Origin of the sequence: Streptomyces sp. HSW2009 (genome assembly GCF_040240285.1) — a bacterium.
Classification (GTDB): Bacteria; Actinomycetota; Actinomycetes; order Streptomycetales; family Streptomycetaceae; genus Streptomyces.
This window is the reverse complement of sequence record NZ_JBEHZD010001298.1, coordinates 1-234: the sequence shown is the minus strand read 5'-3', so window position 1 is coordinate 234 and position 234 is coordinate 1. Positions and strand designations below refer to the sequence as shown.

Genomic DNA, 234 nt, shown 5'->3' with positions numbered 1-234 from the left:
GGCCGCCGCGGCGGGCCGGTCAGGACCGACGGCCCCGGCCGGCTGACCCGCACGGGGCGCGGCCGTTCCGCCACCCACGGGCAACGCCACGGCACCGCCGGCGGCCACCGCCGCACCCGGCCCGCCGCTCGGCCCGGCACCCGACTCCGTACCGCCGTCGCCGCCACCGGCCCGCCCGGGCGGGCCGGCCCCCCCCCGGCCCCCCCCGGGGGGGGGGCCCCCGGGGGGCCCCCC

Annotated in this window: 1 pseudogene; it reads left to right on the top strand. The window is 89.3% G+C overall.

Annotated elements, in window-relative coordinates:
• Window positions 1–234 (top strand): annotated as a pseudogene (locus AAHZ94_RS35480) (hypothetical protein); the annotation flags it as partial.